Origin of the sequence: Sphingomonas sp. CCH15-F11, assembly GCF_001557005.1 — a bacterium.
Classification (GTDB): Bacteria; Pseudomonadota; Alphaproteobacteria; order Sphingomonadales; family Sphingomonadaceae; genus Sphingomonas.
Window position 1 is genome coordinate 1 of sequence record NZ_LSKG01000072.1, and the last position, 204, is coordinate 204.

The following is a 204-nucleotide window of genomic DNA, read 5'->3' on the forward strand; positions in this document are numbered from 1 at the left end:
CCACCAAGCGTCGCCCCGGCGGAGGCCGGGGCCTCTGTGCCATCTGTCGTCGCCCCGGCGGAGGCCGGGGCCTCTGGCAACGGCGCGCCCACTTGGCCACCGGCCCCGGCCTCCGCCGGGGCGACGCCCTCTTTTTTGAGTATGTTCGCCGCCCGCTTGTACCCGGCGAGCAGGTTCGCCCCATCCGCCGTCTCAACAAACGCC

At 73.5% G+C, this 204-nt stretch carries 1 protein-coding gene; it reads right to left on the minus strand.

From position 1 onward, the window contains the following. A partial coding sequence (locus AX709_RS19130) for a hypothetical protein (RefSeq protein ID WP_156454192.1) occupies positions 1-204 on the minus strand: 204 nt, incomplete at both ends.